Raw genomic sequence first — 26,989 nt, forward strand, 5'->3', positions numbered from 1 at the left:
CGGCTCAGTCGTCCGTTCCCGGATTGGGGCGGGTTTCGGCCTCCTCTGTCGGCTCCGCCACCTGGAAGCCGCCAGTCTCTGCACGCCCAGATAGCTCCCGCTGGGGATAGGGAATCTTGATATCGGCACGGTCGAACGCGGCCTTCACCTCCCAGACGACCGCCGAGCGTGCCCGTACCTGGTAGGCGACGTTCGGTCGCGGAATCCAAAACCGCACCTGGAGATCGACCGCCGAGCCACCGAATCCCGTCGGGACGACCTGTGGCTTCGGATTCTTGGCCACCTCGGAGACGCTGGCCACGGCCTCGCGGGCCCGCTCCACGTCCGCGTCGTAGTCGATGTCGACGTCGACCCGGACACGGAGCTGGCCTTGCTGGCTGCGGTTGATGACCGTCGAGTTGCTCACCCGGTCGTTGGGGATGACGACGGTCTCGCCGTCGAAATTCCGCAGTCGTGTGTTGACGATGGTGATGTCCGTGACGATTCCCTCGTGGCCGTCGATCTCGACCCAGTCGCTCAACTCCATCGGCCGAGAGAACATCAGCACGAACCCCGCGATGACAGAGCCGAGTGTCTGCCGGGCGGCCATCCCGACGACGATACCTAGGAAGCCAGCACCGACGAGCAGACCGGTCGGGTTCACCTGCCAGATAAACAGCGTCCCGAGGACGGTGGCGATGATGATGCTCAATTGGAGGACGCGGAAGACGATCCCCTCCTGGTGCTGGTTGAGGTAGTCGGACGTCTCGGCGTACTCCGTGAGCCACGTCTCCAGCAGGTCCGTCAAGGCGTACGCGAGTAACCCAAGGACGACTGTCGCGATGACCTGGAGGCCGACGGGGGCGGCCGTCGCCACCGCCAGTCCGAGCGCCGTCGCCAGTCCGAATTCCCCCCACACGACGAGCGCTGCCAGCACCCCGGCGAACAGCAGCGCCGCCTGCAGCCCACGCACCAGCCCCCGGACGAGCAGTTCCCAGGGGACATCTGTCTCGGCATCTGCCAACGACTCGACGGCACCGCGGCGCTGGAGCCACCGGTGGACGATGCTCACGGCAGCTTCGGTCACATATGGCGTGAACACAAGGGCCGCGAACACCACCCCCACGACGACCGCGAGCGTGACGGCGACGCGCGTCTCCGTGCTCGCTGCCCCTGTGGCAACCCGCTCGAGGACGCGCACGGGCCACTCGATGCCGGCGACCATGGGCATGACTCAGCGGACGGAGGTAATGAACTACCCCACCCTACTTCGCTCGTCCTGCGGACTCGCTCGTTGAGGGTGAGGTTTCTGAGTCGGCTCCGAGACGTACACGAACTTGTGCAGCGGTCTCGTCATTGTCGCCCAGTTTGAGGGACGGTTCATACACGCCCCCGAGACTGGATAGCGGGCTCTGAATGTCCTTACCCAGTCCTTTCTTTCCGATGTTCGTCGCACCGTTCTTGTCAGCGTTATCATCCAACCCGCACTCGTCACAGAGATGCCGACCTTGACCCACTCGCTCCGTATTCTCCTTTTCACCACACCGCCAGCACGTCTGGCTGGTATTGGACTCGTTCACCACGTTTACGCCAATACCAGCGAATCGTGCCTTGTACGTGATGTACTGTGTCAGCGTGTAGTGTGGCATCGAATGCAAGCGACGGTTCATCTCCGACCCCTTGTCCTGATTCTGGATACCTTCGAGATTCCCGATGACGATGAGAGCATTCCGGTCCTTGGCGTCTTCGACAATCTGTCGGCTAATCTTGTGAAGTCGGTCGTCAACCGCACGCCGCTCGCTATCCTTCGCAGACACGAATGTCTCGTACGCTCCCTTCTCTTGGAGTCGAGTGCGAAGTTCCTGATGGTGTCGGCGGAGTTGCCGAATCTCCTCACCGTAGAACGTGGTCTCCCGAGAGGGCAACGCCACCGACGTTGCTACCCATCGAGAGCCTAAATCCACGGCGAGAACACCATCGTACTCGTCCTGTAACTCGACGTTCTGCGTTATTGAGAGGTGAGCGTAGTAGTCGTCGTCTTGCTTGACGATTTTGGAGTCTTTTACCTCGGCATCATCAGGAATCGACTCGTGTGGGTTGATTGGAACGTTGATTCCGCCGTACACTTGCGAGACTGGGATGTTCATCCACCAGTCCGCTAACTCGGTGTCGTGCTGCTCGACATCGAACACATCGTTGCGTATGAACCACGGGTACTCGTGGTCGTCCCGCAAGTTCTCCGTGTCGATGTACGCATCAGCAGCTTGCTTGGTGGCCGAGTACAAATCGGCGTCGTCCTCCCCTCGAATATAGGCCTGGAACTTGTTGAACTCGCAGTCGAGTGCCTCTCGCTTCGTCTGCGTTAGCTCGTCGGTGCGTAGTTTGGCGACGATAGTCTTCTCTGCTTCCTGCATCAATCGGCATCACCTGCCGAGCGTTGGGTCTCGACGTATTCTTTCAGTACATCCAGCGAGACCTGTCCCGTACTGATGAGACAGTACGAGTCCGACCAGAACTGGTCGCCCCACAGCTTGTCGTCAAGTTCGTCTTCGTACTCGTTGCGGATGCGTCGTGCTGACGCTCCTTTGAGGACGTTGACGAACTTGGCAAGGTCTGTCGTGGGTTCTGCCTTGAAAACGATATGTACGTGGTCTTCGTCGGCTTCGAGGTTTTTGATTTCGACGCCGTAGTTGTGTGCAAACCCGTTGGCGACCTCGTGGAGGAACTCCGTTCGCTCCGTTGTGAACACGTTTCGTCGGTATTTCACGACGAGAACGGGGTGATAGTGTAGGGAGTATACGGAGTGCGCTTCCGTGTCGAGGTCGTATTCCATTGGGTTCGTCTCCGTTTTGGGGTAATCAAAAGCAAAAATATTGTGCGGTGTTGTGTTTCTGTTGTTATATCGGAATAGCGTACGGCTGTATCCCCGCCCTACTGCGCTACTCGTTTGCTCCGCTTACTGCGTTGCTCGGTGAGGACGGGGACTTAGCCTGTAAGAGTTAAATTCGCCCCCTCTCAGAGCCGCGTGCTCACGTACGGGCCATCCTGGTAGTACCCGAGCTTCTCGCGGTAGTACTGACGGACGCCGATGCCGGAGATGACTGCGAGCTTCCCGTAGCCCGCGTCCCGGGCGATCTGTTCGGCCTCACCCAGGAGTCGTCGCCCCCAGCCGCGATGCTGATGGCCATCGGCCGTCCGTTCGCCGGCCTCGCCGACACCCACTTCGCTCCCGTAGACGTGGAGTTCGCGGACGACGGCCGCATCGTCGAGTTCGCGCCGCACCGGGTCGTTTGGGAACCGGAGCCGGCAGAACCCCACGAGCAGGTCCCGCTCGAAGTCCTCGACAGAAATGAAGTGTTCCGTGCCACCAGCCGCCTGGTAGGTGTCCACGCGCAACTCCAGATCCGTGGGGTCCTCGTCGTTCATCCCAGCTTCGCGACACCGGATGCACTCGCACTCCCAGCCGTGCTCGTCCATCACATCCCACGCAAGCTGGCGGAGGTTCGACTTCCACACGCCGGCGTCGATGTGGTCAGCGGGGATGTCCCGCTGGACGCGCTGGAGGCGGGTGTAGCGGGGCACCATCGACTTGATCTCGGCGACCAGTTCGGCTGCCTCGTCGTTGTCCAGTGGCTCGTACTCGCCGCGGCGCCACATATCGTACGTGAGCGTATCGCGGACGACGAGCGTAGGGTAGATCTTCAGGTAGTCGGGCTTCCATGCCTCGCGCTCGAAGATCCGCCGGAAGTCTTCGAGACACATCTCCTTCGACATCCCCGGCTGGCCGGGCATCATGTGGAATCCCACTTTGAACCCGGCGTCCCGAAGACGGCGGTTGGCGTCGATACTCGCCTGGACGCCGTGACCGCGGTGCATCTCGCGATTGATCCGCTCGTAGGTGGTCTGGACGCCAACCTCGACTTTTGTCCCCCCGAGCCGCAACATCCGGTCGATCTGCTCGGGGTCACACCAGTCGGGCTTCGTCTCGAAGGTGGTGCCGATGTTGCGGACGGCTGCGGTCTCGTTCTCGGCGATGACGTCTTCGAGATAGCGGAACGGGTACTCCGACTGGGCGAACGACTCATCTTCGGCGGGCGTCGGCTCTGCGTCGGGGTCGAACTCGTTGAGCGCCTCCAGACACCGCTTCACGAACCACTCTTGATAGTCGTGACTCCGGGCGGTCATCGTCCCGCCCATCAGGATGAGTTCCACCTTGTCGACGGGGTGGCCAATCTGGCGGAGCTGGTTCAGCCGCAACGTCACCTGTCCATACGGGTCGTAGTCATTCTGGACGCCACGGGCTGCGGCGGGCTCGTGACCTGTGTACGACTGTGCGGAGTCGAACTCGCTTGCAGGCCCGCCCGGACAGTAGAGACACTTCCCATGTGGACAGCTGTGGGGTGAGGTCATCACGGCGACGGGCGAGACGCCAGAGGCAGTGCGGACGGGTTTCCGCTGGAGGACCGCCTCCAGTTCCTCGCGGACACCGTCGGGGGCGTGGTCGAGAATGTCTGCGTGTTTAGGTACCGACGCGGCGCCGTGCTCCGAGCAGGCCGCCAGCTTTGCCGACTCGATATCATCCTCACCGATGTCGCCCCGGAGGATTCCCTCTGCAAGGCTACGGCACACTCGCTCGAAGGCGTCCGTGTCAGTATCGGGGTCGGCGTCCGCCTCGGCGTCTGCGTCGGTGTCTGTACTCACGGGTGGGGACAGCTACAGGCGGGCGACCGTTGCAGCGAGGACAGCGTCGACGGCTGCCTCGCGACGGCCAGAGAGGAACGACAGCTTCCCCGTCCGGAGGCCGCTGGCGGCGATACCGGCCGTCGGCGCCCGGGCAGCCGCATCGTCGGCGACCGCCTCAAGATCGACCTCGCCGGTCGCCCGGACGAACAGTTCGTCCTTGCCGAAGCCAACGACGACGGGCGTCTCGTCATGGTGGCGGCGCCCGAGCGTGTCGAGCAGCAGTGCCTTCGGAGGGAAGTCGTAGCGGTGGGTGTACGCGTCCATGTCGAGCACGGATACAGGCGTACCGTCGACCTCGCGGCGCTCGATGTTCGCTTCGGCCGTCTGGAGCTCGGCGTCCAGCTTCTCGCGGAACTGCTCTGACACCTGCTCTGCGAGGCCGACCTCCTGGTCGAACAGGAGGTCGATGATGAGCTCGCGTTTGTCCTCGTAACTCTGGTAGAACGCCTCCAGCGCGATGGCCTCTCGGAGGCGGGTCGTCGCCGTCTCGTCGAGGCCTGCCGTCTCGGCGAGGTCGGTGTACACGGCGGGCGGGGCCTCCCAGTAGGTGATTGCCGGCAGGTGCCGGAGATCATCCCGGACATCGTCGTTGACGGCGGCGGCGACGTTGGCCGCGAGCGTGCCCGCGGTGCGTTCGGGAGCGGCGGCAACTGCACTCGCGAGTTCCGCGACCCGCTCGGCGGTCGCAACGCCGTCGACGACGACCGACTCGGCGTCGTAGATGTCGAGCAGTTCGAGCCCGTCCAGCGAGTCCGTCGTCGACCCAGCGGCCGCGAAGACGAACAGCGGGAGCTTCTCGTCGTGACGCTCGCGGTTGTCCAGCATCCGGCTGGTGTCTTTGGTCGCGTCGGTCATCCCGTAGCTGCCGTCCTCGAGGGGGCGACGGTCGAAGTAGTGGTATTCGGCGTCGCCGCCGGCGTGCTCATCCCGGACCAGTGGCAGCACTGCCCGTTCGATAGCCGCGCCGGCGACGTAGCCGTCCGTCGTCGCGGCGTGGCGCACGACCACCGGCCGGGACTCCAGCACCGCCCGCCGGATGGCCGTGGCGACCTCCTGAATCTCGGCGGTGACGGCGGCGACCGGGTCGTCGTCGGCCAGTGGCTCGAACGCGTCGGGGGCAGCCTCCTCGTCGAGCGCGTCGGCCATCCGTGCCTCGACCGTCGCAGCCTCGTCGTCTTCAAGCGCGACGAGGGCCTCCGTTTCAACCTGTAGTTCGTCGCGCCGGACCCGCACCTCACCGTCGAGCCGGACGATGTCGCCGGTCTCGATTTCGGGGTAGGCACGAACCCCGGCCTCGACGAACGCCGCACAGTCGACCACACCGGTCTCGTCGCGCAGTTCGAACACCGTCGGCCCGGACGTCTGTCGGGCAGAGACGACCTCTCCCTCAAGTCGGACGTTTTCGCCGACCTGGTCGCGGAGATCGCCGACCGGCGTGCGCTCGTAGCCGAGGTCCTCCGACTCCTCTACGTCCGTCTCTTCTGCGTCCGTCTCGACGGGCTCGCTGGTCGTCTGGGGGTCGGCCTCGACCTGCACAGCGCCGCGGCCATCGGCCGAGCGGCCGTCGCCTGCCTCGGAGGCCGACACGGAGTCAGCCGGCTCGGCCGACTCGCTTGCCGCCTCACCGCTCGACTCGTCGCTCGCCTCTGCGGGCTCGCTTCCGGCCTCGGCCGTATCGTCTACGGTCGCGGTGCCGTCGTCATCATCCGAATCGTCCGAGTCGTCTTCCTCGGCCAGTCGGTCGCCCTCTGGCTCTTCGATGAGCGTGCCGCGGAACTCGCGGTCGGACTGGCGGATGGACCAGCCAAGGTCGATGTCGCCGTTGTCGCGGACGTTGGTCACCTGGACGTAGACGGTGTCGCCGGCGTCCCAGTCGAGCGATTCGAGACGCTGGTCGATTTTCGAGCGATGCAGCAGGCCGGTGACACCCGGCGCGAGGTCGATGAAGACGCCGAAGTCGGCGTACCCGTCAACGACTCCCCGGTAGAAGCGGTCCTCGGTAAGCTGGTCAGGACTATCCCCGCGGAAGTCGAAGACGACATCCTGCTGGTGGGTGTCACATATCGGCCCGTCCGTGGACGTACCGCAGACAATGCAGTTTCCCATTACCGGCACCCAACGGTCCCGGGGTAAAACTGTTGTCGGAATCGGCGCGTCTCGGCGGGCCTCCAGCGAGCACGCCGGCAGAACGGGAGCCTCATGTAGCCCGGCCCAGTACAGGTGGTAGATGCGCGTCGAGCAGTTGGGGGATGGAGAGCCGGAGATTGCCGTCGTCGGCAGCATCCACGGCGACGAGCCGTGTGGCGCCCGCGCCATCGACCGGCTCGTCGCTGAGGCACCCGAGGTATGCCGGCCGGTGAAACTTATCGTCGCCAACGAGGCGGCCCTCGACCAGAACAGCCGCTACGTCGAGGAGGACCTCAACCGGGCGTTCCCCGGCGACCCTGACGCCGACACCCACGAGGGTCGGCTGGCCCACGAGCTCGCGGCGGAGCTGCGCGGCTGTACCGTCTTTTCGATGCACTCGACACAGTCGTACGCTGCACCGTTCGCGCTGGTCGACACGCTGGACGCGCTGGCGGAGGCCGTCGTTCCCCACCTCACTGTGGAAGCGCTCGTCGAGACAGCGAAGTTCTCGAAGGGGCGGCTCATCCAGACCGAGAACGTCATCGAGGTGGAGTGTGGCATCCAGGGAAGCGAGCGGGCTGCGGAGAACGCCTATTCGCTGGCCGTGGAGTTTCTGGGGGCCGTCGGTGTCTTCGAGCAGCGAGGCCGCCCCCGTCACGACATTCCTGTCTTCCGGCTGGAGCGGCAGTTGCCAAAGCCGGTCGGCGCCACCGAGTACGAGACATTCGTTGCAAACTTCGAGCGGGTCGCCGAGGGAGATACCTACGCCCGGGCGGACGACGAGTTGTTCGTCGCCGACCGTCCGTTCTATCCTGTGCTCCTGTCGCCGTACGGCTACGAGTCGGTGTTCGGTTACTCCGGGTCGCTCGTCGGTCGGCTCGATGAAGGAGTCGAGGCCGGCCCGGAGCCGACCCCAGAGCACGACTGAGCCGGGTCAGTACCACGTCCCGCCGGCATCGACACCGATCTCCTGGGCCGTGATGTGGCGGCCGTGCGGGCCAGCGAGATACGCCACCTGCTCGGCAACCTCCTCCGGTTCGACGGTGTACTCGGGCAGCGCGAAATCGTCCGAGCCGATGCGGTACGGCTCGGCGCCGTCCACGTCGGCCAGTCGCTCCTGCTTTGCGACGACATCTTCGATACGGTCGCCCGCGACCGGGCCGGGCAGCACCGTGTTCACCGTCACATCTGCCCGCCCGAGTTCGTACGCTAGCGTCCGCGTCAGTCCGATGAGCCCCATCTTGGAGACAGCATACGGCACCCGATTCGGATACGGCAGCTTCCCACCGATGGAGCCAATATTGACGACGCTCCCGCGGTTGCTGGCCCGCAGATGCGGTGCGGCATGTTTCACGCAGGTGGCTGCGCCGGTGACGTTGACCGCGACTGTCTCCTGGATGTCCGCGGGATCGAGCCGGTCGAACGGCTGGGTGGGGCCGGCGATGCCGGCATTGTTCACGACACAGTCGAGGCCGCCGAACTCTTCGACCGTGGCTTCGACAGCCGCCGCAACATCGTCCTCGTCGGTGATGTCTGTCTCGACGGCGACGGCCGCCTCGCCGATGTCGGCGGCAGTCCTGTGAACGCCGTCGCTCCGGGCTGCACACGTCACCGACGCCCCGTGGTCAGCGAGCGTATGTGCGATGACCCGCCCGATGCCGCCGCTGGCGCCCGTTACGAACGCCGTGGTGTCCGAGAGCACGCCCGGAGGGCGCCCGGGGCTGGCAAAAAGCTACTCCTCGTCTGGAGCGGCAAACCGCACGAGCGTCAGGTCGCGATCAAGCATACAGTAGTCATGGGGCGGGTCGCCCAGCACTTCCTCGATGCGATATTCGGCGTCGAAGTCGGCGCCTGCGGGCTCACAGAACTCGTGGCTCGGACACTCCGTGTACGGACACGGTCCCTCGAGAGCCGCGGTTGAGCCCTCGTAGGCGCGCGCAGAGGCGACGTTCGCCTCAACGGCGGCCGGTTCGACCTCGACAGCCCGGACGCCGGCATCGTGGACGGCACACTCCAGCGTCTCGGCGTTTTCACGGACACCCGTAATCCGGTAGCGGCGCCCGGGTGTCAGGTTGAGACACTGCCCCCGATAGGGGCATCCTTCGCAGGCAGCCGACTCACCGTCGTAGACGAACTCGACGCCCGTCTCGGCGAGTCGACTCCCGATGAGCGTGACGTCGGCCATACTGGAAGGAGACACGCCCGCCCCTTCTAGTTGTCGCGGCCGGTCAGCTCGTCGAGCCGCCGAAAGTACGCCTCGCGGGGCACCTGATAGAGTGCGCGGTAATCGATTTCGCCGGCTGCGAATGCCCGGGCCAGCTCGCGAGCCCCCTCGATGGCCGCCGCGCGGTCGGGGTACCGTTCGGGGTCGGGGCCGACCTCCGGTTCGAGAAAGAGCGTCACGTGCCAGTCGGCGCCTGGTCCGGGGTCACGGTCGACGCCGGGGCGGCGCGAGCGCCCGCCGCGAGTGAGGTAGATCGTCGGCAGACAGGCCGCGGGGAACGCATCGCCGTCGAAGATGTCCGGCCGGTAGGCCCACACCAGTTTGTCGGCGGCCTCGCTCCAGGGGCGCCAGCCGTCCGGGAGGTCGGGCTCGTCCATACCCATAAGCAGGCCGCGGAGGGCTTGAGGCCGGCGGTCTGGGGGGCAGGCCGGTCACAAGGGTTATGCTAATCCGACCCATAGGTGTGGGTGTAGCAAACGAAACGCCTTCCCCCGATTCGCCACCGGCCGAGCGCCGCCCCGTGCGGGCGGCGGGACGCGAGCGGTGCACTGCCGCGCCGGGCACGTGTCCCCACGGTCGGCAGGCGTACCCCGGCCTCACCGGCTGATACCAATGAGCGATATGGAAACCCTGCAACAGCTCTCCGAGGAGTACCGAGACTCGATTCCCACGGACCTGCGCGAGGCGCGCTCGTTCGACTGGTATCTCGAGGAGTGTTACGCGAACCCGAAGGTAGCGCGCAACGCCCACCAGCGGGTCGCGGATATGTTCGACTTCTACGGGACGGAGTACGACGAGGAGGACGGCGTTGTCGAATACCACATCGCCAGCGAGGACCCCGTCGGCGACGGCGAGAACGTCTTCTACGGCCGCGAGGTCCACGAAGCCATCCACCAGTTCGTCAACAAGGTGAAGTCGGGCGCTCGCGGGCTCGGTCCCGAGAAGCGTATCAAGCTGCTGTTGGGTCCGGTCGGCTCCGGGAAGTCCGACTTCGACCGCCAGATCCGCCGCTACTACGAGGACTACACCGCCCGCGAAGAGGGCCGGATGTACACCTTCCGGTGGACGAACCTGCGTGACGTCATCCCGGACCAGGACCCCGAGGACGACACTGTGCGGTCGCCGATGAATCAGGACCCGCTCGTGTTGCTGCCCGAGCCGCAACGCGAGAAGGTCATCGACGAGCTGAACGACCGGCTCGAGGCGCCATACACGATTCGTAACGAGCAGGCGCTGGACCCCGCAAGCGAGTTCTACATGGACCGCCTGCTCGACCACTACGACGACGACCTGCAGGCCGTCCTTGAGAATCATGTCGAGGTGATTCGGCTCGTCGCCGACGAGAACAAACGGCAGGCAATCGAGACGTTCGAGCCGAAGGACAAGAAGAACCAGGACGAGACGGAGCTGACGGGCACGGTCAACTACTCGAAACTCGCCGTGTACGGCGAGTCGGACCCGCGGGCATTCGACTACTCGGGCGCGTTCTGTCACGCCAACCGGGGTATTTTCTCCGGCGAGGAGCTGTTGAAGCTCCAGCGGGAGTTCCTCTACGACTTCCTGCACGCCACCCAGGAGCAGACGATCAAGCCCAAGAACAACCCCCGGATCGACATCGACCAGGTGATCGTCGGCCGGACGAACATGCCCGAGTACCGCGAGAAGAAGGGCGACGAGAAGATGGAGGCGTTCAACGACCGCACCAAGCGGATCGACTTCCCGTACGTCCTCCAGTACGAGGCCGAGGCAGAAATCTACCGGAAGATGCTGTCGAACGCCGACGTGCCCGACATCCACGTGGAGCCACACACCCTGGAGATGGCAGGGCTGTTCGGCGTGCTCACGCGCATCACCGAGCCGGACGGCGGGCAGGTGTCGCTGGTCGCGAAGGCGAAGGCCTACTCCGGCGAGATGGACGACGCCGACGACATCGACGTGCGCAAGCTGCGCGAAGAGGCTGCCGAAGCCACTGACGTCGGCGAAGGGATGGACGGCGTCTCGCCGCGGTTCATCGGCGACGAGATTGCCGAGGCCATCATGGACTCGATGCATCGCGACCGCGAGTTCCTCTCGCCGCTGACGACGTTCAACCACCTCGAGGAGAACCTCGAGAACCACGGCTCCATCCCGGAGGAGAACTTCGAGCGGTACCACCGGTATCTCGAGCTGGTGCGCGAGGAGTACAAAGAGCGGGCCATCGAGGATGTCCGGGCGGCACTGGCGTACGACATCGACGAGATTCGCCGGCAGGGCGAGAAGTACATGGACCACGTCATGGCGTACATCGACGACGATACGGTCGAGGACTCCATCACGGGCCGTGAGCAGGAGCCCGACGAGAAGTTCCTGCGTGATGTCGAGGAACGGCTCGACGTGCCGGAAGACCGGAAAGACGACTTCCGCCAGGAGGTCGCCAACTGGGTCTCCCGGCGGGCCCGCGAGGGGTCGTCGTTCGAGCCGCACGACAACGACCGGCTGCGGCGGGCCCTCGAGCGGAAGCTCTGGGAGGACAAGAAGCACAACATCAACTTCTCGGCGCTCGTCTCCAGCGGCGACGTCGACGACGACGAGCGGAGTGCGTGGATCTCCGCTCTGGAGGAGCAGGGCTACTCCGAGGCCGGTGCCAAGGAAGTGCTGGAGTTCGCCGGCGCCGAGGTGGCTCGCTCGGAGATGGAGGAGTGACGCGATGACCGACGGGTCGGAGTATCTCGCGGCCGCCGACGACGCGCTCCGCGAGACCTACGAGCCACCGATGAGCCTCGCCGAGTACGTCGAGCACGTGCTCGAGCGGCCGTCGACGGCCGTCCACGCCTCGAAGTACCTGCTGGACGCCATCGAAGCGGCGGGGACCCGCCCAGTCATCGAAGAGGGGCAAGAGCGGGAGCGCTACCGCTTCTTCGACGACCCCTACAACGACGGCGAACACGCCGTCCTGGGCAACACGGAGACGCTCAACGAGTTCGTCGCGGACCTGCGGGCCATCGCCTCCGGCCGTGGCAAAGACGAGAAGATTCTGTGGCTCGACGGGCCGACCGCGACCGGGAAGTCCGAACTGAAGCGGTGTCTCGTCAACGGCCTTCGGGAGTACTCCAAGCGGCCCGAGGGGCGCCGCTACACGCTCACGTGGAACGTCGACGGCGAAACGACGGCCACCGGGATGACCTACGGCGACGCAACCGAACCCGACGAGGACGACTGGTACCGGTCGCCGGTCCAGACTCATCCACTCGCCGTCTTCCCGGAGCCGGTGCGCGAGGACCTACTGGCGGCCGTCAACGACCAGCACGACGACCACATTCCGGTGCGGGAGCCGGCGAATCTGGACCCGTTCTCGCGGGAGGCGTACGATCATCTCGCCGAACAGTACCGCCGACGGGGCCGCGAGGACCTGTTCTCGGCGGTGACGGACACCCAGCATCTCCGGGTGGAGAACTACGTCGTCGACGTGGGCCAGGGCATCGGCGTGCTTCACTCCGAGGACGACGGCACGCCCAAAGAGCGGCTCGTCGGCTCGTGGATGCCGGGGATGGTGCGGGCGCTCGACTCGCGGGGCCGGAAGAACCCCCAGGCGTTCTCCTACGACGGCGTGCTCTCGCAGGGGAACGGCGTGCTCACCGTCGTCGAGGACGCCGGCCAGCACGCGGACCTGCTGGGGAAACTACTGAACGTCCCCGACGAGGGGAGCGTGAAGCTGGACAAAGGCATCGAGATGGAGGTTGACACCCAGATGGTCATCATCTCCAACCCCGACCTCGACGCACAGCTGAACAAACACGCCGCTGCGGAGGGGTCGGACCCGCTGAAGGCGCTCAAACGCCGGCTGGAGCGACACGAGTTCCGCTATCTGACGAATCTGTCGCTGGAGACGGAGCTCGTGCGTCGCGAACTGACGAATCAGACGGCTGTGTGGACCCCCGACGACGAGGTGGACCCTGGCGACCGGGTGCGCGAGCCGGTCCACGTCCGGGTGCGGGTCGGCTCTGAAGAGACCGTCCGCGAGCGGGAGTTTGCTCCCCACACCGTCGCGACCGCGGCGATGTACGCGGTCGTGAGCCGGCTAGACGCCGACGACCTCCCCGGCGGGCTGGATCTCGTGGAGAAGGCGTTGTTGTTCGACCAGGGCTACCTACAGGAGGGTGACGAGCGCCGGGACGCCGACGAGTTCGACTTCGCCGACGACTCCGCAGACGGCGAGCGCGGCATCCCGGTGACGTTCACGCGGGACGTACTCGCGGAGTTGGCCGGCGCCCCATCCGAGCGGAGCCACCCGACGCTTGCCGTCGAGGACGTCATCACGCCGGAGGACGTGGTGGACGCGATGGTCGACCGGCTGGCAGAGGCGCCCGTCTTCTCCGAGGACGAACGCACGGGCTATGCCCGTCGGGCCGATGCGGTCCGCGCGTACGCCTACGAGCAGCAGGAGGCAGACGTGCTCGCGGCGCTGCTGCGTGACGAGCGGCCCGAACCCGACGCGGTCGCCGCCTACGTGGAAGGCGTCTACGCCTGGGCGGAAGGCGAGCAGGTGGTGAACGACCGCGGCGAGCGGGTGGACCCGGATCCGCTGGAGCTGAAGGTGTTCGAGACCGAACAGCTCGGCCGGTTCGACGAGTCCGATTACGACGGGACGGCGCCGTCCCGTGCGGTCGAGGAATTCCGGCGCGACCGGGTCGTCACCGCAGTCAACCGCCACGCGTGGCGGAGCCGTGACGAGGGGTTCACCGCCAGCGAGCTCGCCTTCGAGGAGATTCCCGCACTCCGGGCCGTCCTCGAGCGGGACGACTGGGACGATGTTGCCCGCACGTACGAGGAGTTCGACCCTGCCCAGTGGGTCGACCCGCCGACGGGCACCGAGACCGCCCGTCTGAAGCAGGAGACCATCGCCAACATGACCGACCTGTTCGGCTACAGCGACGCCTCCGCAGAGCTGGCGAGCCGGCGGGTGATGGCGGAGGTGCGCGAGCGATGGGACTGAGAGAGGACCTCGAGCGGTTCCGCGAGGTCGGCGAACAGCGCCGGCAGGACCTCACCGAGTTCATCCAGTATGGCGATCTCGGCGAGTCCCGCCCTGACGCGGTGAAGGTGCCGGTCAAGATCGTCGACCTGCCGGAGTTCGAGTACGACCAACGCGACATGGGCGGCGTCGGACAGGCTGAGGGCGAGCCCGAGCCCGGCGACAAGGTCGCAGAGGGCGAGCCAGAGGACGGCGACGGCGAGGGAGAGCCGGGCGAGGAAGGGGCCGACCACGAGTACTACGAGATGGACCCCGAGGAATTCGCCCGCGAACTCGACGAAGAACTCGGGCTTGACCTCGATCCGAAGGGCCGAGAGGTGGTCACCGAACGCGAGGGAGAGTACCGCGATATTCGCCGGTCCGGCCCCGCGAGCACGCTCGATTTCGAGCGGCTGTTCAAGAGCGGGCTGAAACGGAAGCTCGCCACGGACTTCGACGACGAATACGTCCGGGAGGCGCTGCGCATCGACGGCTGGGGGCCGGCCCGCGCGTTCGAATGGGCCCGTGAAGAGCGGATCCCCGTCTCGCGGGCCTGGCTCGAGGATGCCTACGACTCGCTGCCGGCCGCCGAGCGGGACCGCTGGCGGTCGCTCGCGGAGATGGAGGCGAACGTCGACCGCGAGCCGACGGCCACCCGAATCCGCCGGGACGGCATCGACAACATCCCGCTCCGCCGTGAAGACGAGCGCTACCGGCACCCCGAGACGGTCGAGGAAAAGGAGACAAACGTCGTCGTGGTCAACATCCGTGACGTCTCCGGGTCGATGCAGGAGACGAAGCGAGAACTCGTCGAGCGGACGTTCACACCGCTGGACTGGTATCTGACGGGCAAGTACGACAACGCCGAGTTCGTCTACATCGCCCACGACGCGGAGGCGTGGGAGGTAGAACGTGAGGAGTTCTTCGGCATCCGGTCGGGGGGCGGGACCCGCATCTCCTCGGCGTACGAACTCGCGCAGGAGATTCTCGCCGAGCGGTACCCCTACTCGGAGTGGAATCGCTACGTGTTCGCGGCGGGTGACTCGGAGAACTCCTCGAACGACACCGAGGACCGGGTCATCCCGCTAATGGAAGACATCGACGCCAATCTCCACGCCTACGTGGAGACCCAGCCGAGCGGCAACGCTATCAGCGCCACCCACGCCGAGGAGGTCGAACGGCACTTCAAAGAGTCCGACGACGTGGCCGTGGCGTACGTCCAGAACGCTGCCGACGTCGTCGACGCCATCTACACTGTGTTATCGACGGAGGAGACCGATGAGTAACGAGGATCGCATCCGAAAACGACGTATCGCCGACGACCTCGAGGAACACGTCGAGGCGGCGACAGCCCTCGCGTCGAAGCTCGGGCTCGACCCGTACCCAGTGAACTACTGGATCGTCGACCACGACGAGATGAACGAACTCATCGCCTACGAGGGGTTCCAGGAGCGGTACCCCCACTGGCGGTGGGGCATGAACTACGACCGCCAGCGCAAGCAGCGGCAGTTCCTCGGCGGGAAGGCGTTCGAGATCGTCAACAACGACGATCCCTCGCATGCGTTCCTGCAGGAATCGAACGACCTGGCCGACCAGAAGGCCGTCATCACGCACGTGGAGGCTCACGCGGACTTCTTCCGCAACAACGAGTGGTTCCGACTGTTCGACGACGGCACGGAGGGAGGCCCAGACGCCGCCGCGATGCTGGCGGATCACGCCGAGACGGTCCGCGAGTACGCCACCGATCCCGACATCGACCGCGAGGCTGTCGAGGAGTGGATCGACCACGTCGCCTGTCTGGACGGCTGTATCGACCAGCACCGTGCCTTCCGCCCGACCGACGCCTGGGAGCGGGACCGGCCCGAGCCTGACGAGTCCGACGAGTCGCTTGGCGAGTTGGATATCTCCGAAGAGGTGCGCGACGAGGTGTTCGACGAGGAGTGGCGCGAGCAGCACGAGCCCGGCGAGGACGCTGTCGGCGAGAAGGACCTGCTGGCGTACCTCGCGGTCCACGGCCGCGCGTACGACGAGGAGACAGGCCGGGCCGTCGAGTACGAAGAATGGCAGCGCGAACTGCTCGAGTTGCTGCGTCGGGAGGCGTACTACTTCGCGCCCCAGCGGATGACGAAGGTGATGAACGAGGGGTGGGCCTGTGTGGCTCCCGACACCCGCGTGTTCACCGAGGACGGGCTGGTGGAGATGCGCGAGGTCGTCGACCGGCAGCCTGACGTGTCCGACGGTGCCGAACGACGGCCGGTGTACGACACGAACGTCATCGAATCACACGACACCGTGACTGTCGAGACGCGTCTCGGGTTCGAACTCACTGGGTCCAACAACCACCGTGTGCGACGGCCGGACGGCGAGTGGGTGCGGCTCGACGGGCTCGAGGAGGGTGACGAAATCGAGGTGAGCGGCGGGAACGGCTGCTGGCCCGACGAGTACGCACCGGTCGACTGGGAGACGCCGTCGTGCACGACGCTTGAGAACGTGGCCGACGAGGCCGGCGTCTCCGTCTCGACGGTCCTCCGGTATCAGCGCGTCGGGCGGGCCGAGCGAGCCGATGCCATCGAGGCCGCCCTCGACGGGTACGACCCAGAGGGCGACGTCGGAGCGAACAGCCGCGACCGCATCCGGGTGCCCGAACGTGTCACCGAGCGGCTTGGCCGCTTCCTCGGACTGTTGGTTGGCAATGGTCAGGTCTCGGCAAACGCTCGCCAGGTTACCTTTATTTCGGGCAAGCGTGAACACGCCGAGGAGTTCGCCGGCCTCTGTGCGGAGTTGTTCGGCGTCGACCCGACGGTCGAACAACAGGGCTCACGCTGGCGGGCAAACGCTCGCTCGAACCACCTTCGTGATCTGTTGCGCGACGAATTCGGTGTTCCAACGGGGGAGGCTGCCGCCGAGCGGACCGTGCCCGAACAGGTGCTCCGGTCGCCGAAGGCGGTGGCCTCGGAATTCCTGCGGGGGCTCTTCGATGCTGACGGCGACGCTGGCAACCAGGGCGTGATTCTCTCGACGAAGAGCGAAGCGCTCGCCCGAACGGTCCAGCTCCTGTTGACGAACTACGGCATCCTGAGCCGGCGAGAACAGACCGACGGCTGTCAGTACGTCCACCTGACTGGCGCATCGGCAGACCAGTTTGCCGACGCCATTGGGTTCGGCCACACACAAAAGTCAGAGCGACTCGTCGCCTATCTCAACGACCTCACCCAACTCGAGGACGCGTCCTGGACCGACGAGGTCGTCCACATCGAGACGGGGACGGGCGATGTTTACGACATCTCCGTCGAAACGACCCATCGGTACGCCGCGGCCGGCTTCGTGAACCACAACTCGAAGTGGGAATCCGTGATGATGACTGGCGAGAACTTCGCGGCCGACGACGAGTTCGTCTCCTACGCCGACCATATGGCGCAGGTGCTCGGCTCGCCGGGGCTCAACCCGTATGCGCTGGGCCTCGAGCTGTGGACGTACGTTGAGAACCGCGCCAACCGGCGGGAACTGCTGGAGAAACTGCTCCGGGTCGAGGGGGTGACGCCCACGACATTCGACGAGCTCGACGAGGACCGGGTGCTGCGGCTGCTCGAGCCAGCCCCTGAGGTGGCGACTGTCGTCGACAATCTCGACCGGCTCGACCCAGAGGACCCGCGGGTCGACGCCGAGGGGCTGGCGGCCGCCCGCGCCGGCGAGTTCGATATCGAGCGGTACCCATGGAAGGTGCTCACCTTCGAAGGACTTGCCGAGCGGCACTACTCACTGGTCAAGCCGCAGCACCGCGGCTTCCTCGGGCGGACGAGTCGCGAGGAGCTCGAGCGGATCAACCGATATCTGTTCGAGCGGGACCGCTACGAGAGCATCGAAGCCGCGGTCGGCGCCGTCGACTACACCGCGGGCTGGGAGCGGCTGTTCGAGGTGCGCGAGAGCCACAACGACGTGACGTTCCTCGACGAGTACCTCACCGAGGAGTTCGTCGCCGCCGGCGGCTACTTTACCTACGAGTACAGCCATCGGCACGGCGACTATCGGGCGACGTCAACGGACCCTCAAGACGTGAAGCAGAAGCTGCTGCTCCAGTTCACCAACTTCGGCAAGCCCACCATCACCGTCCACGACGACAACTTCGGCAACCGCAACGAACTGCTGTTGGCCCACCACTACAACGGCATCGCGCTGGACATTGCGCAGGCCAAGCGGGTCCTCGAACGGCTGTTCGAGCTGTGGGGGCGGCCGGTCCAGTTGCTGACCGTCGTGAAAGAGATCGACGAGCGGGACGTGAAGGCGGCCAGCCGGCGCGGTCAGGAGCCCGAGCCCGAGGAGATTGGGGTTCGCATCCGGTTCGACGGAGAGGGGTTCGAGCGGTTCGAGGTGGACCGGTCGTCGTGGCCACCCCTCGAGACCGACGATGTCGACTACGATACCAAGCCCGACGAGTGGCTGAACTAATATGTGACGAGGGGACCCCGCCCCCTGGGGAGTGGGAGGCTGGCACTCCGAGTCTCATCGTGCCACGAGCACGATAGCTTCAAACCGGGGCGGGGCAAAACACCTGGCGGACGTGGCACACCGACAGCAGACGGCGACGGCCGAGACGGAACTGGAGCCGGCGGATGTCCACGACGTGTTGCGCAACGACCGGCGCCGGCTGACGCTCCAGTGTCTTCGGGAGGCCGACGCGGATGAGATGACGCTCAACGAGCTGTCGGAGCGGGTTGCCGCCCTGGAGACGGGGACGACCCCGGCGCCGCGTGACAAGCGCCAGTCGGTGTATGTCTCGCTGAACCAGACGCATCTTCCGAAACTGGACGGGCTGGAAATCATCAGCTACGACAGCGACGCCCAGACGGTGTCGCTGGCCGAGCGGGCCCCCGAGGTAACCGTCTATATGGAGGTGGTCCCGGAGTACGGGCTCTTGTGGGGGGAGTACTACTTCGGGCTGGGGCTCCTGGCGGCGCTGACAACGATCGCCGCGCTGGTGGGCGTCCCCGGGCTCTCCCAAGTGGACGTCACCGTCGTCGCGCTTGCGTTCTACGTGTTCCTGATGGGGTCGGCCGCCTACCAGGTGTACTCCCAGCAGGACCCCATCCTGTTCCAGCGGCTCAGATCCTGACCACAGCGAGCCGCCGCCACCCGTTCAGGGGTGGGAGAATGGCGACCGGTCCCGTAGCTATTTGTGGCTGCTGGGTGGGACATACTAACACGGATGCGGTTCGAAGTGACCACCGACGAGAAGATTGACGTCGTCGACGTGACTGACCAGGTTGCCGAGGCGGTACCGCGGGACCGCCGGGGCACGGTGACTGTCTACTGTCGGCACACGACGGCTGGGCTGGTCATCAACGAGGCCGAACCGCGGCTGATGCAGGATATCCACTCGTTCCTGCGGGCATCGGTGCCAGCCGTCGAGTGGCGCCACGACGAGATTGACGGCAACGCCGCCTCGCATCTGGCGAGTATGGTGCTGGGCCGAGGCGTGACGGTGCCGGTCGCCGACGGCCGGCTTGATCTGGGTACCCACCAGTCGGTCCTGCTCGTCGACTGTGACGGCCCCCGGACACGGTCGATTGACGTCGTGTGAACTACCCCTGCCTACTCGCCGCCTTCGGCGGCTCCTTGAGGAAGGAGGCTTACCGCCTGCATTCAGCTAAACTCCCCGTCCTGTTCGCTCACGCCGTGCGGCCAACGGCGCAATCTCCGCGACGCTGACGGCACGCTCGCCCGGTTCCCGTGTGGCTTTCCCTGTTCCGTCCCAACGGAACGTATGGATACTGCGGTCGTCTGGTTCAGACGCGACCTTCGGCTCCACGATAACGAGACGCTCGCACGAGCAGTCGCCGATGCCGACCAAGTCGTTCCGGTGTATGTCTTCGATCCGGCTCGGTACGCTGACTCGCAGTACGTCGACGTCCCGAAGACAGGTCCGCACCGCGCAGCGTTCATCCGGGAGAGCGTGGGCGATCTACGGGCGAGCCTCCGGGCCCGGGGCGGTGACCTGCTCGTTGAGCACGGCGATCCTCGGGAGGTCGTGCCGGCCGTTGCCGACCGGTTCGACGCCGAGGCGGTCTACCTGCAGACGATGCCCGCGACGGAGGAACTCCGCGTCGAGAACGCCACCCGGAGCGCGCTCAGCGACCGCGGGGTCACTGTCGAACGGTTCTGGACACACGCACTCTACCACGTCAACGACCTGCCGACGTCCGTCGACCAAATCAATGATACGTTTACGCCGTGGCGCAAGCGGGTCGAGCGCGAGGCGACAGTCCGTGAGACGGTCGAGACGCCGGCACGTGTCTCGACGCCAGCGTTCGAGCAGCCGGGCGAGCTTCCGACCCTCGAGGGACTCGGCGTCTCAGCACCCCCAACAGACGAGCGGGCAGCCATCGCTCCTCGCGGCGGAGAGACGGCCGGTCGCGAACGCCTCCAAACGTACATCTGGGAGGACGACAATCTCCGGCGATACAAGCAGACCCGCAACGGCCTACTAGGTGCAGACTACTCTTCGAAGCTGTCGGCGTGGCTCTCGCAGGGCTGTCTCTCGCCGCGGTATATCTACGAGGAGGTGAAGCGGTACGAGGACGAACGGGTGTCGAACGATTCGACGTACTGGCTGATCTTCGAGCTGCTGTGGCGCGACTACTTCCAGTTTCAGTTCCTGAAACACGGCCATGACTTCTTCCAGCCGGGCGGCATCCGCGGGGTCGACAAGGAGTGGCGCCGCGACGAGACGGCCTTCCGACGGTGGGCCGATGGCGAGACGGGGATTCCGTTCGTCGATGCCAACATGCGCGAACTCAATCAGACGGGCTACATGTCGAACCGCGGCCGACAGAACGTCGCCTCGTTCCTCGCAGATGTACTCGGCGTCGACTGGCGGTGGGGGGCCGCCTACTTCGAATCCCAACTCGTCGACTACGATGTCTGCTCGAACTGGGGCAACTGGGCCTACCAGGCCGGCGTCGGCAACGACTCCCGGGATAATTACTTCAACGTCCTCTCGCAGGCAGAGCGATACGACAGTGACGCGGACTACGTCACTCATTGGCTGCCCGAACTGGAGGGACTCCCGCCGGAGTATGCCCACCGACCCTGGCGGCTCGACGAGTCAGACCAGGCCACGTATGGCGTCCAGGTGGGCATCGACTACCCGGCGCCGATGCTCGACATCGAGGAGTGGTACCGCACACACTGAATCAAGCAGCCGTATCGCCCTGTATTAGCTGTCCGCCTCTCCGTAGATATCCTCAAGTGCGTTCGCAAACCGGTCGCGAATGTTGCGCCGCTTCAGCTTCATCGACGGCGTCAGCAGATCATTGTCGGGCGTCCACTCGGTGGCGACGAGTCGGAACTCCTTGATGCGCTCATGGCCTGCCAGCGATTCGTTGACCTGCTCGACATCGGCGCGGATCCACTCGCGGACCCGGTCGTCATCGACCAGTTGTTCGGGGTCCTCAGGCAGATCTAGCCCCTCGCGGACGGCCCACCGGCGCAGCGCCTCGAAGTCCGGGACGAGAAGGGCAGCGACGAACTTTCGGCCGTCGCCGACCACCATCGCCTGGGCGACCCGCTCGCTGGTGGCGAACTCGTCTTCGATCGGAGCGGGCGCGACGTTCTTGCCCGTATCGAGGACGAGCAGTTCCTTCAGCCGGTCGTGATAGACCAGATAGCCGTCGGCCGTCGATTCGATGATATCGCCGGTTCGGAACCACGGGTCGCCGCCGTCCTCTGCCTCGGTGAACGCCGCTTCGGTCGCCTCGGGCTGCTCGTGGTAGCCGTCGGTCACGTTCGGCCCGCGGACGAGTAGTTCACCTACGTCGCCGTCAGCGCGCTCGCGCTGAGCCTCCGAGACGGCTGTCTCGTCAAGCCGGCCTTCGGTGTCGACGACCAGCGGGCCGAGCGTCCCCGGCCGGAGGTCCTCTGGCGGGTTCGTGGAGACGACAGGCGACGTCTCCGTCAGCCCGTATCCCTCGTGGATGGGCAGGCCCATCCCTTCGAACAGTTCTGCGAGCCGTTTCGACAGCGAGCCGCCGCCGGAGATGAACAGTTCGAGCCGACCGCCCAGTGACTCTTGGACCGTCGAGTAGACGAGCCGGTCAGCGAGCGCGTGCCGGACTCGGAGGCCGATGCCCGGGGCGTCTGTGCGGGCGTATTCGCGGGCCACGCCGACGGCCCACGCGAACACCCGCTCGCTCACTGGCGAGCCGCCGGCCTGCTCGCGCATCCGCGCGAAGATGCGCTCGTAGACCCGCGGTACCGACGTCGCCGAGGTGGGCCGGACGAGCTGGATATCCGTCGCGATGGTGTCGGTCGACTCGGCGTACGCCACTGTCGCCCCAGAGGCGAACATGGCGAAGTGGCCGGCCGTCCGCTCGTAGACGTGCGCCAGCGGGAGAAACGACAGTGACCGGCTGTCGGCATCCAGCGTCGGCACGTCTGGGTCGCGGTCCGGCCGCGGCGCGAACCGCTTGCGCACCTGGTCGACGTTCGCGTGGATATTCGCGTGTGTCAGCCGCACTCCTTTCGGCTTGCCAGTCGTCCCAGAGGTGTAGATGAGCGTAGCGAGGTCGGCCGGGTCGGTCGCGTCCACCCATGACGCGAACTCGTCGGCATCATAGGCGGCTACCCCCTGATCGTGGACCTCTGCCAGCGTGTGGACATCCACCGGCGCCTCGTCGTATCCCTCGATGTCGTCCATCACGACGATGAACGAAAGGTCGAGATCCGCCTCGACCGCGAGCACCCGCTCGAGGAGCGTCTCGTTCTCGCAGACGACACCTGTCGCGTCGGGGTCGTCGAACAAGTACTGGGCCTGCTCGGCCGATGATTCCGTGTAGACGGTGGTAACCACCGCGCCGGCCGACAGGAGGGCGAGATCCGATTGGGCCCATTCCATGCGGGTGTCGGCATAGATACCGACGCGGTCGCCGGCCGCGACGCCGAGTTCTCGAAAGCCAGCCGCGAGATGGCGGACGATATCTGCCATTCGGTCGTAGCTCACGGCGCCGTATTCGTCGGCAAGCGGCGCGTCGAGAATCTCCGGGGTCAGCGACCGGTCGTAGACACCGCCCTTGTACCACTGGGCGTCGGCGACCCCGTGGCGAGCCGCGCTATCGAGGAAAAGCCGCGGGAGCGTCGTCTCCCCCATCGCCTCGTCTGTGTACGATTGTTCAGCGCGGAACCAGTCCGTATCGGGGGTCTTCATTCCCGAAGCCTTGCCCCCGGGTGGGCTTGAATGTGCCTGTCAGCCTTCTGTTACTGACGGCGCTGTTCAGTCGATGTCGATCCGGTGGCCGAACCCGGCGTCGTCGACCGCAGGGAACCGAACCTCGAGGACACCATTGTGGTACGAGGCTGTGGCGTCTTCGGGTGTCAAATCGCCAAGGTGGATCCGCTTGCTGACGCGCCGCGACCGACTCTGCGACTGGTCGGCCGTCCCATCTTTGTGGGCCGCTGCCGTCTCGGCATCGATGTGGAGCAGCTCTTGTGATACCGCAGGTCGATTTCCTCGCGTCTGAAGCCCGGCAGATTTGCACTCACGACGAGATGGTCGCCGTCTCGCTCGACGCTGACACGCGGGGGGCGTGCCCAGGCTCATCCTGCTTGTGGTCCGGGGGTGGGCATCGTCGTGGCTGGGCTGCCATCCATCGGCGCCGGCGAACTGTGCCGGTCGCATCTGGGCTAGCATCCGGTTCATTTGCTCGAAGATATCGACGGGAGCGTGTGCATCGTTCATCGACGACGGCGCTCATGGCGGCGAGCACCTCCGGCGGAACTCGCCTGCTTCACCGGCCTTCGGGTCGGCGATGTGCTTCTGGATGCCGTTGCGGACGGCCTCCTTACCACAGCGAACCTTCCTGACCCACGAATCCTCGTCGTGGCGCGTGTTGACGCTGTAGTACGCGACGGTGCCGTCCGCCTGCTCCTCGCGGATAAATCCGTTCCAGCCGGCGTCGTCCTCCCAGAGACGCAGCTCGTCGTCCTGGAAGAGCTCGTCGAGCTCGTACTCGCGACGCTCGACGACGGTCGCGACGGCACGGTTGTCGACATCGTCGATAACGACGTCGACGTCCCGCTCGACGGAGCTCACGCGGACCACCCCGAGATACCGCTAAACGTGTCAGAGAACCCTGCAAAAAGGGTATTACCCGAATGCACCGTCAGGGATTTGAACCCTGGTCCTCGGCTCGAAAGGCCAAGATGATTGGCCGGACTACACCAACGGTGCGCGGTCTGACGTAACCGAGAAATTCGTATAAGCGTTCCGTTCGCGGTCGGCTATTTCCCCTCGAACTCCGGCTCCTCGTCACCCATGAACGCAGTGATGCCCTCCATCAGATCGTCAGTGGCAAGCAGGTGCCCGAACGCCTGCGCCTCCAGTTCGAGGCCGGCGTCGATGTCTTCGGCCCCTTTCAGCATCGCCTGCTTGGTCAGCTTCCGCGCGACAGGCGGGCCGGCCGCGAGGTCGGCCGCCAGCTCGTGGGCTCGCGCGTCGAACTCGTCGTTGCGGACCACCTCGTTGACGACGTCGTAGTCGTACATCGTCTCGGCGTCGAACCGCTCTGCTGTGAGGATAATCTCTTTCGCGCGGGACATGCCGACGAGCCGCTGAAGCCGCTGGGTACCGCCCCAACATGGGAGCAGCCCGAGGTCGTGTTCCGGCAGGCCCAGTTCCGACCGCTCGGACGCGAGCCGGTAGTCACAGCACATCGCCAACTCGAAGCCTCCGCCGAGCGCGAATCCGTCGATGCCGGCGACCACGGGCAGTGGCGACTCCTCGAAGGCACCGAACGTCGACTGCCCGACCCGCGCGAGTTCGATACCGTCCAGCGGCTCCGCGGAGGAGGCCATCGAGGCGACGTCCGCCCCCGCAGAGAACGCCCGAGAGCCTTCCCCCGTCAGGAGCAGTGCCCGCACCTCGTCGTCGGCCTCGAACAACTCAAGCGCCTCGCGCAACTCCGTGAGCATCTCTCGGGTGATTGTGTTCATCCGGGCCTCCCGTGAGAGCACGATGTGACCGACCATGTCGCCGGGATACCGGAGGTCGAGCGTGTCGAAGCTGGTGTCGCTGTCGGCGTCCGGCTCCTCGTCGGCGTGGAACCCGCCGGTCTCGGCCGCCTCTCGCAGCGCGGCGCTTGGCTCGAACCGGGGATGGTCCTGCTGGTCGTACTGTTCTTCCAGGTGTGCGAGAAGCTCCTCAAGCCCGTACCCGTCGGCGAGCTTGGCCGGCCCTTCAGGGAAGCCGGCCCCGAGCATCACCGCCTCGTCGATATCTTCGGGATCGGAGACATCAGCCTCGACGAGGTGGGCGACCTCGTTCGCCATGACGGCAGTGAGCCGTCGCTCGACTATCTCCGTGCCGGCGTCGGTCGGTATCTCGACACCGCCGTTCTCGTAGTCGTAGAACCCCGCGCCGGTCTTCTTGCCGTACCGCTCTGCCTCGACCGTCTCCGCGAGGAATGGCGCCGGCTCGTAGGCCTCGCCGAGCACCTCTTCCATGTACTCGAGGACGTGGTAGGTGACATCGTTGCCCACCTGGTCGCCCAACTCGAAGACCCCCATCGGAAGGCCCATGTCGAACTTCGTCGTCGAATCGACTTCGGCGACGGTCGCCTCGTCGTTCGAGACGAGCCAGCAGGCCTCGTTCATCAGCGGGACAAGCACGCGGTTGACGATGAACCCCGGCGAGTCCTTGCGGACGCGCACGGGGGTCTTGCCGAACGACTCCGCGAGCGCCTCAATCGCTTCCAGGGTGTTCTCAGCCGTGTGCTTCCCGGAGATGACCTCGACGAGTTGCATCCGCACCGGCGGATTGAAGAAATGCATCCCGCAGAACCGCTCGGGGCGGTCAGTCACCTCCGACAGTTCGGTGATGGACAGCGATGAGGTGTTCGTCGCGAAGATGGCCTCGTCGGGAGCGTACTCCTCTACCTCGCTGTACACGTCCTTCTTGATGTCCATCTGCTCCGGAACCGCCTCGATGACGACGTCCGCCGTACTGACCGCCGCCTCGATATCCACCAGCGGCGTCACCCGCTCTTTGGCCGCCTCGGCCTCCTCCTCACCGATTTGCTGTTTCTCTGCCAACTTGTCGAGCGACCAGACCAGTTGCTCGTAGCCGTCCTGAACGAACTCCTCTTTGATGTCTCGCAGCGTCACGCCGTACCCGGCCAGTGCCGCAACCTCTGCGATACCGTGGCCCATATTACCGGCGCCGAGTACCGCGACCGTCTCGATATCCTCGAACTTCATACGAGAACCTCGCCTGTGGCGCGCTTCAACGTTTCCGTCGGGCGGTCACGTCAGTCCGTGGCCCGCCAGAGATATCTGCTGGCGTACGACCGGTAGGGCGCCCATCGGCGGGCGTGTTCGCGCATCCCCTCGCGGTCCTCTTCCTCGAAGCCGTACAGCGCGGCCATCCCCTTCCGGATACCGAGGTCGCCGACCGGGAACACGTCCTCTCGTGCAAGCACGAAGATGAGGAAGATATCGGCGGTCCACGGGCCGACACCCGTGATGTCAGTAAGCGCCGCTCGGACCGCATCATCGTCCATCGCGCGGAGCCGCTCGACGGAGAGGTCACCATCGCGGAACGCCGTCGCAATATTGCGAACGTACTCGACTTTCTGGCTGGACAGGCCCGCTTCCCGGAGCGCCGCCTGGTCGGCTTCGAGCAGCCCCGCCGGCGTGATATCGAAGCGGTCGAACAGGCGCTGCTCGATGGCCGCCGCCGACGCCTGCGAGAGCTGCTGATTGCAGACGGCGACGACGAGTCGTGCAAACGGGTCGTCGGCCGGGTCGAGTGTAAGTTCGCCGTGCTCGGTGACGAGCGGCGCGAGTTGAGGGTCCGACCGGAGCAGTTCATATGGGTCCTGTGGGTCGTCCATACCCGGCCGCCGGGACGGGGCGACTAAGCGTTGACGACCGGCGAC

The 26,989-nt window shown here is 65.5% G+C and carries 21 protein-coding genes and 1 tRNA gene; 8 read left to right on the top strand and 14 right to left on the bottom strand.

Going from position 1 to position 26,989, the window contains the following annotated elements; translation table 11 throughout:
- Positions 1-4 precede the first annotated feature (4 nt).
- The 5 genes from ABEJ63_RS08845 to ABEJ63_RS08865 all read right to left on the bottom strand — a co-directional run bounded on the left by ABEJ63_RS08845 (position 5) and on the right by ABEJ63_RS08865 (position 6,828).
- Complete coding sequence (locus ABEJ63_RS08845; protein ID WP_375795999.1) at positions 5-1,204, bottom strand: mechanosensitive ion channel family protein; 1,200 nt, start codon at positions 1,202-1,204, stop codon at positions 5-7.
- Positions 1,205-1,244: 40 nt separating this feature from the next.
- Positions 1,245-2,393: an RNA-guided endonuclease InsQ/TnpB family protein gene (locus ABEJ63_RS08850; protein WP_375796000.1), complete on the bottom strand. Its 1,149-nt coding sequence runs from the start codon at positions 2,391-2,393 to the stop codon at positions 1,245-1,247.
- On the bottom strand, positions 2,393-2,812 hold the full coding sequence (tnpA, locus tag ABEJ63_RS08855; RefSeq protein WP_375796001.1) for an IS200/IS605 family transposase: 420 nt from the start codon (positions 2,810-2,812) through the stop codon (positions 2,393-2,395). Before tnpA ends, ABEJ63_RS08850 begins: the two co-directional genes overlap by 1 nt.
- Positions 2,813-2,994: 182 nt before the next feature.
- The gene (locus tag ABEJ63_RS08860; protein ID WP_375796002.1) at positions 2,995-4,680 is read right to left on the bottom strand and encodes a tRNA uridine(34) 5-carboxymethylaminomethyl modification radical SAM/GNAT enzyme Elp3; all 1,686 of its coding nucleotides are present in this window, start codon (positions 4,678-4,680) and stop codon (positions 2,995-2,997) included.
- A gap of 12 nt (positions 4,681-4,692) precedes the next feature.
- Positions 4,693-6,828: an OB-fold nucleic acid binding domain-containing protein gene (locus ABEJ63_RS08865; RefSeq protein ID WP_375796003.1), complete on the bottom strand. Its 2,136-nt coding sequence runs from the start codon at positions 6,826-6,828 to the stop codon at positions 4,693-4,695.
- 121 nt (positions 6,829-6,949) lie between these two features.
- Between ABEJ63_RS08865 and ABEJ63_RS08870 the strand changes: the two genes are divergently transcribed.
- The gene (locus ABEJ63_RS08870) at positions 6,950-7,777 is read left to right on the top strand and encodes a succinylglutamate desuccinylase/aspartoacylase family protein (RefSeq protein WP_375796004.1); all 828 of its coding nucleotides are present in this window, start codon (positions 6,950-6,952) and stop codon (positions 7,775-7,777) included.
- A 6-nt stretch (positions 7,778-7,783) separates the two neighbouring features.
- On the opposite strand, the gene ABEJ63_RS08875 is transcribed toward ABEJ63_RS08870, so the two are convergent.
- The 3 genes from ABEJ63_RS08875 to ABEJ63_RS08885 are packed head-to-tail and all read right to left on the bottom strand — an operon-like array spanning position 7,784 to position 9,450.
- Positions 7,784-8,551 carry an SDR family NAD(P)-dependent oxidoreductase gene (locus ABEJ63_RS08875; RefSeq protein ID WP_375796005.1) on the bottom strand — a complete coding sequence of 256 codons (768 nt, stop codon included), beginning with the start codon at positions 8,549-8,551 and terminating at the stop codon, positions 7,784-7,786.
- 30 nt (positions 8,552-8,581) lie between these two features.
- The gene (locus ABEJ63_RS08880; protein WP_375796006.1) at positions 8,582-9,034 is read right to left on the bottom strand and encodes a UPF0179 family protein; all 453 of its coding nucleotides are present in this window, start codon (positions 9,032-9,034) and stop codon (positions 8,582-8,584) included.
- A gap of 26 nt (positions 9,035-9,060) precedes the next feature.
- A complete protein-coding gene (locus ABEJ63_RS08885) occupies positions 9,061-9,450 on the bottom strand; it encodes a DUF5820 family protein (protein WP_375796007.1) in 390 nt (129 codons plus the stop codon).
- Between the two features lie 235 nt (positions 9,451-9,685).
- On the opposite strand from ABEJ63_RS08885, the gene ABEJ63_RS08890 reads away from it, so the two are divergent.
- The 7 genes from ABEJ63_RS08890 to ABEJ63_RS08920 all read left to right on the top strand — a co-directional run bounded on the left by ABEJ63_RS08890 (position 9,686) and on the right by ABEJ63_RS08920 (position 21,252).
- Entirely contained in the window at positions 9,686-11,755 is a 2,070-nt protein-coding gene (locus ABEJ63_RS08890) for a PrkA family serine protein kinase (protein ID WP_375796008.1), read from the top strand.
- A gap of 4 nt (positions 11,756-11,759) precedes the next feature.
- A complete protein-coding gene (locus ABEJ63_RS08895) occupies positions 11,760-14,045 on the top strand; it encodes a PrkA family serine protein kinase (protein WP_375796009.1) in 2,286 nt (761 codons plus the stop codon).
- Positions 14,036-15,349, top strand: coding sequence for a YeaH/YhbH family protein (locus tag ABEJ63_RS08900; protein WP_375796010.1), 1,314 nt, complete (start codon positions 14,036-14,038; stop codon positions 15,347-15,349). The genes ABEJ63_RS08895 and ABEJ63_RS08900 overlap by 10 nt, the downstream gene beginning before the upstream one ends.
- On the top strand, positions 15,342-18,509 hold the full coding sequence (locus ABEJ63_RS08905) for a SpoVR family protein (protein WP_375796011.1): 3,168 nt from the start codon (positions 15,342-15,344) through the stop codon (positions 18,507-18,509). The genes ABEJ63_RS08900 and ABEJ63_RS08905 overlap by 8 nt, the downstream gene beginning before the upstream one ends.
- Before the next feature lie 112 nt (positions 18,510-18,621).
- Positions 18,622-19,173 (top strand): hypothetical protein, encoded by a 552-nt coding sequence (locus tag ABEJ63_RS08910; protein WP_375796012.1) that lies wholly within the window; start codon positions 18,622-18,624, stop codon positions 19,171-19,173.
- Between the two features lie 93 nt (positions 19,174-19,266).
- The gene (locus tag ABEJ63_RS08915; RefSeq protein WP_375796013.1) at positions 19,267-19,641 is read left to right on the top strand and encodes a secondary thiamine-phosphate synthase enzyme YjbQ; all 375 of its coding nucleotides are present in this window, start codon (positions 19,267-19,269) and stop codon (positions 19,639-19,641) included.
- Between the two features lie 183 nt (positions 19,642-19,824).
- On the top strand, positions 19,825-21,252 hold the full coding sequence (locus ABEJ63_RS08920; RefSeq protein WP_375796014.1) for a DASH family cryptochrome: 1,428 nt from the start codon (positions 19,825-19,827) through the stop codon (positions 21,250-21,252).
- 24 nt (positions 21,253-21,276) lie between these two features.
- Here the strand turns inward: ABEJ63_RS08920 and ABEJ63_RS08925 are convergent, their stop codons facing one another.
- The 6 genes from ABEJ63_RS08925 to ABEJ63_RS08950 all read right to left on the bottom strand — a co-directional run bounded on the left by ABEJ63_RS08925 (position 21,277) and on the right by ABEJ63_RS08950 (position 26,944).
- On the bottom strand, positions 21,277-23,262 hold the full coding sequence (locus ABEJ63_RS08925; RefSeq protein WP_375796015.1) for an AMP-dependent synthetase/ligase: 1,986 nt from the start codon (positions 23,260-23,262) through the stop codon (positions 21,277-21,279).
- A gap of 66 nt (positions 23,263-23,328) precedes the next feature.
- On the bottom strand, positions 23,329-23,793 hold the full coding sequence (locus ABEJ63_RS08930) for a hypothetical protein (protein ID WP_375796016.1): 465 nt from the start codon (positions 23,791-23,793) through the stop codon (positions 23,329-23,331).
- Positions 23,794-23,805: 12 nt separating this feature from the next.
- Positions 23,806-24,147 (bottom strand): hypothetical protein, encoded by a 342-nt coding sequence (locus tag ABEJ63_RS08935; RefSeq protein ID WP_375796017.1) that lies wholly within the window; start codon positions 24,145-24,147, stop codon positions 23,806-23,808.
- A gap of 63 nt (positions 24,148-24,210) precedes the next feature.
- Positions 24,211-24,285 (bottom strand) — tRNA-Glu (locus ABEJ63_RS08940).
- Positions 24,286-24,335: 50 nt separating this feature from the next.
- A complete protein-coding gene (locus ABEJ63_RS08945; protein ID WP_375796018.1) occupies positions 24,336-26,309 on the bottom strand; it encodes a 3-hydroxyacyl-CoA dehydrogenase NAD-binding domain-containing protein in 1,974 nt (657 codons plus the stop codon).
- 50 nt (positions 26,310-26,359) lie between these two features.
- Positions 26,360-26,944: a DNA-3-methyladenine glycosylase family protein gene (locus tag ABEJ63_RS08950; protein WP_375796019.1), complete on the bottom strand. Its 585-nt coding sequence runs from the start codon at positions 26,942-26,944 to the stop codon at positions 26,360-26,362.
- Positions 26,945-26,989: the final 45 nt, after the last annotated feature.

The sequence above is a fragment of the Halosegnis sp. genome (genome assembly GCF_042216475.1).
GTDB lineage: Archaea > Halobacteriota > Halobacteria > Halobacteriales > Haloarculaceae > Halosegnis.